The 4198-nt window shown below is 71.3% G+C and carries 4 protein-coding genes; 2 read left to right on the top strand and 2 right to left on the bottom strand.

Features of this window, described 5'->3' with window-relative positions; all coding sequences use genetic code 11:
- Positions 1-4 precede the first annotated feature (4 nt).
- On the bottom strand, positions 5-196 hold the full coding sequence (locus AC13HU_RS33450) for a hypothetical protein (protein ID WP_483045743.1): 192 nt from the start codon (positions 194-196) through the stop codon (positions 5-7).
- A 137-nt stretch (positions 197-333) separates the two neighbouring features.
- On the opposite strand from AC13HU_RS33450, the gene AC13HU_RS33445 reads away from it, so the two are divergent.
- Positions 334-1647 carry a helix-turn-helix domain-containing protein gene (locus AC13HU_RS33445; RefSeq protein WP_483045742.1) on the top strand — a complete coding sequence of 438 codons (1314 nt, stop codon included), beginning with the start codon at positions 334-336 and terminating at the stop codon, positions 1645-1647.
- Here the strand turns inward: AC13HU_RS33445 and AC13HU_RS33440 are convergent.
- Positions 1644-2453 carry an alpha/beta hydrolase gene (locus tag AC13HU_RS33440; RefSeq protein ID WP_483045741.1) on the bottom strand — a complete coding sequence of 270 codons (810 nt, stop codon included), beginning with the start codon at positions 2451-2453 and terminating at the stop codon, positions 1644-1646. The two genes, AC13HU_RS33445 and AC13HU_RS33440, sit on opposite strands and share 4 nt — an antisense overlap.
- Before the next feature lie 302 nt (positions 2454-2755).
- Between AC13HU_RS33440 and AC13HU_RS33435 the strand changes: the two genes are divergently transcribed.
- Positions 2756-4195 (top strand): purine-cytosine permease family protein, encoded by a 1440-nt coding sequence (locus AC13HU_RS33435; RefSeq protein ID WP_483045740.1) that lies wholly within the window; start codon positions 2756-2758, stop codon positions 4193-4195.
- Positions 4196-4198: the final 3 nt, after the last annotated feature.

Genomic DNA, 4198 nt, shown 5'->3' with positions numbered 1-4198 from the left:
TCACTCAGTGGTGGTAGGTGTGCGGGGCGGCGGCCAGCGCGCCGGTGCCGACGAGCCGGTTGACCTTGGCCTGGAGCGCGGCGACCTTCTTCGGGTCGAGCGTGACGGCCGGGGCCTTCGCGGTGGTCTTCTTGGCGTCCTCCTTGCGTAGAGGGGGTGTTGGGGACGCGGCCGGGTGGGCCGGTCCGGTGCTCACAGTTCACCGCCGGGCGAAGCGTGAGTCGAGGCCGGATCACCGGACGCTTCACCGGACACCGTGACGGGTAGGTACCGGCCCCTCGCTCACGGTGGCCGTGATGGCTACCGTGGTGGTCCTGGATTCCGGGGGTGCCCATGCCCGAACACGCCGTCGCCAACTGTCGCATCGTCGCCGCCCGCGTCGAGCGCGGCTGGCACACCCAGGAGGACTTCGCCGCCGCGTACGACGAGACGGCCTGCGAGCTGCGCGAGCAGGCCAGGATCTCGGTGCGGCAGGTGAGGCGGTGGGAGTCGGGCGAGTCGACCTGGCCCAACCGCGACGCCCGGCGCGTCCTGGGGGCGATGTTCGGCTGCCCGCTTGAGGACCTCGGCTTTCGACGGCCCGCCCGGCCCACCGGACGGCGCCCGGACGGGAGCGGACGACAGCTGGAGGAGAGCGACGTGCGCCGACGGACGTTCCTGGGCCTGGCGGGCGCCGCCCCGGTGCTCGACCTGGATGCCCTGGACCACCTCACCGCCGCCGCCCACGGCGCCCGGCGCCACGGCGAGGGCGAACTCCTCGGCCACCTGCGGACGGCGCTGGACGACGCCGCCCGCACCGACGGCCTGGCCGGCCCGCACGAGGCGCTGCCCACCGTGCTGGGCATCCTCGCCGCGATCAACTCCGCCGCCCGCGCCGCCGCCCCCGGACCGCCGCGCGAGCTGCTGGTCCTCGGAGCCCGGGGCGCCGAGCTGGCCGCCTGGCTGCACCGCGACGCCGGCGCCCCCGCCCCGGCCGTCGCGTACTGGCACCACCAGGCGAAGGAGTGGGCGACGCTGACCGGCGACGGCGCCATGCACGCCTACGTCCTGCTCCGCCAGGCCCAGGCCACCGACCGCACCGACGCGGCCCGGATGCTCGACCTCGCCCGCGCCGCCACCACCGGCCCCTGGACGCTGCCGCCCAGGCCGCGCGCGGAAGCGTTCCAGCAGCAGGCCCGGGCGCTGGCCCTGACCGGCGCCCGCGTCGAGGAGGTGGCCCGCACGCTCGACCAGGCGCACACCGCCCTCGGCCAGGCCGCCCCCGCGAGCGGGCCCGCCACCTGCACCGGCCCGCTCGGCGATGGCTACACCAACGAGCGCCTCATGGTGCAGAGCGCGATCTGCTACCGAGAAGCCGGCCAGAGCGAACGGGCCGTCAGCCTCTTCGGCGAACACCTCGCCACGGCTGCGTTCGCGCCCCGCGACCGGGCGTTCTTCACCGCCCAGTACTCCGGCGCCCTGGTCGCGGCCGGCGAACCGGACGAGGCCGCCTCGGCCGCGATGGGGGCCCTGGCACTCGCCGCTGGCGCTCGCTTCGGGCAGGTGCTCGCCGAGCTCCACCGCGCCGCCGACGACCTCGCGCCGTACGCGCAGCGTCCGGCGGTACGCGAGTTCCGGCAGCGGCTGGGCAAGCTGGCAGTGGCCTAACCAGCCAGGAAGGCGCTCACCCGCTCGACCACCTCACGCTGCCACACCTGCGACTGCGGGTGAAGGTACTGCGGGTCGTCGTGGACGGCGAAGCCGTGCTGGGCGCCGTCCAGCTCCACCAGTTCCACCGGACCGCCGAACATTGGCCGGTGCCGATGGGAGGACTCGACGGGCACGAAGGTGTCCGCGGTGCCGTGCACCATCAGCACCGGCGCCCGCACCGCGGCCAGGATTGCTGGGGTGTCCAGGTGGAAGACCTCGTTCAGCAGGGCCCTGTTCAGCTCGAACGGCGACTTCTCGGTGAACCCCTGCTCCTCCAGCCGCACCGCCATCTCCCCGGACAGGTAGTCGTCCGACCAGCCCGGCCGTGCGGTGACGTACCGCTCCTTGTAGTCCAACCGCGGGTTCAGCAGCACCAGCTTGGCGACCTCAGCGGGCCGGTGGGCGGCGTGCAGCGCGGCGGCGCCGCCGGAGAACGAGGCCGCGATCACGTGCACCGGGCCCGGGCGGCCGGTATGTGCGCGCAGGTGGTCGCTGGCCGCGCGGATGTCGTTGGTCACCGAGGCGATCGTCAGCTCCGACTCGCGCCCGCCGCTGGCCCCGTGCGCCCGCAGGTCGAACCGCAGGCTGGTCACCCCGGAGGCGGCGAGGCCGGCGGCCAGGCGCGTGAAGAAGCCGCCCTCCTCCCGGGTCACCCCCGAACCGTGAACCAGCACCGCTGCCCCGCCCCGCGTCTCCGCCGAGCAGACCGTGCCGAACAACGCGGTACCGTCCAGGGACTGAAACGCCGTCTCGTGATCGACCATAAGCAGATCGTAGCCACTCGGTTGGGCTCCCGGACCCGCTCGCCCGATTCCCGGAGCTGGCCGGCCAGCTCCACAACGCGCGTTCAGGCTCCCATGATCATCTCAATGTGGGTTTCGCAGGCATCGTGGCTGGACCCCTCAAGGACAAGGGCGTCCCCGTTCCCGAGATCGCCAAGAAGCTGACCATCCACGCGCCCCTTGGCGGTGACCCTCTTTCCCGGAGGGAGCCGTACCTCTTGACCGGTGTCGGCAGTTGCCGCTGAAGTGGCTGGGTACTGCCGGGATCTTCCCCAGGAGGCGGCATGACGACGACCGAGCAACCGCGTGTTCCGGGTCTGGAAGTCCGCTCCATCGACTACGTCCCACTGCGCGAACGGCACGGAAAACTCTGGCACTTAGGTCCACTGTGGTTCATGTCGAACGCCCAGATCGCCACCCTCGCCGTCGGCCTGATCAGCATCACCGGCGGCGGCAACCTGATCTGGTCGCTGATCTCCATCGTGCTGGGCACCGCCCTCGGCACGTTCTTCATGGCGTTCCACTCCGCGCAGGGACCGCAGCTCGGGCTGCCGCAGATGATCCAGTCCCGGCCGCAGTTCGGCTACGTCGGCGCGCTGCTGGTGTGGCTGTTCGCCTACGTGCAGTACGCCGGGTTCAACGTCTTCAACACCATCCTGGCCGGCCAGGCGATGAGCCACACCGCGCACGGCGGGGTGAAGTGGTGGGTGGCCGGCGTGACCGTGCTCGCGCTGGTGGTCGCGCTCGTCGGCTACGACATCATCCACCGCGCCGAACAGGTCCTCACCTACGTGTTCCTGGCGGTCTTCGGCGTCTTCACCGTCGGGGTGCTGGTGACACTGCACTACCCGGCCGGGTCGTTCGACCTCGGCGGCTTCAAGTGGACTCCGTTCCTTGCCCAGTTCGGGGTGGTGGCGGGCTACCAGATCAGCTGGGCGATCTACGTGTCGGACTACTCCCGCTACCTGCCGCCGGGCGTCACGGTGCGCCGGACCTTCTACTGGACGTACTTCGGCTCCGCGCTCGGCGGTGCGTGGCTGATGGTGCTGGGCTCCCTGCTCGCCGCGTGGGCGGGCAAGGACTTCGACACGATCGCCTCGATCGACGCGGCCGGCAACAAGGTCTTCGACGGCTTCGGCGCGGTGGTGCTGATCTTCTCCGCGCTCGGCCTGGTCTCGGTCACCGCGCTGAACATGTACGGCGGTTCGCTGACGCTGATCAGCGCGACCGACTCGATCCGCAAGATCCGTCCGACGATCAGCGCGCGGCTGCTGACCCTCGCCTTCACCGCGGCCCTGTCGCTGGCCGGCGCGCTCGCCGCGACCTCGCACTTCCTGACGAACTTCAACAACTTCCTGCTGCTGGTGCTCTACCTGTTCATCCCGTGGACCGCGGTGAACCTGATGGACTACTACGTGGTGCGGCGCGGGCACTACGCCATCGCGGAGATCTTCAAGCCACATGGCATATACGGCCGTTGGGGCTGGCGCGGGATCATCGCGTACCTGGTGGGCTTCGGCGCGATGGTGCCGTTCTTCTCGGTGGGCACGCTGTTCACCGGGCCCGCCGCGAAGGCGCTGAACGGCGCGGACATCTCCTTGTTCATCGGGCTGCCCGTGTCGGGGCTGCTGTACTGGTGGCTGGCCCGCACCATCGACGTGGCCGCCGAGATCGAACTCGCCGACGCGGAGGCCGCGGCACTGGAGACGACCGGGACGGGGTGAGGA

The sequence above is a fragment of the Streptomyces sp. NH27 genome (assembly GCF_056859195.1).
The sequence above is the reverse complement of the archived record's forward strand: the minus strand, read 5'-3'. Positions and strand labels throughout refer to the sequence as shown.

Coding starts and splice junctions, on each gene's coding strand:
- AC13HU_RS33445 (WP_483045742.1), top strand. CDS start 334: ATGCCCGAACACGCCGTCGCCAACTGTCGCATCGTCGCCGCCCGCGTC.
- AC13HU_RS33440 (WP_483045741.1), bottom strand. CDS start 2,453: ATGGTCGATCACGAGACGGCGTTTCAGTCCCTGGACGGTACCGCGTTG.
- AC13HU_RS33435 (WP_483045740.1), top strand. CDS start 2,756: ATGACGACGACCGAGCAACCGCGTGTTCCGGGTCTGGAAGTCCGCTCC.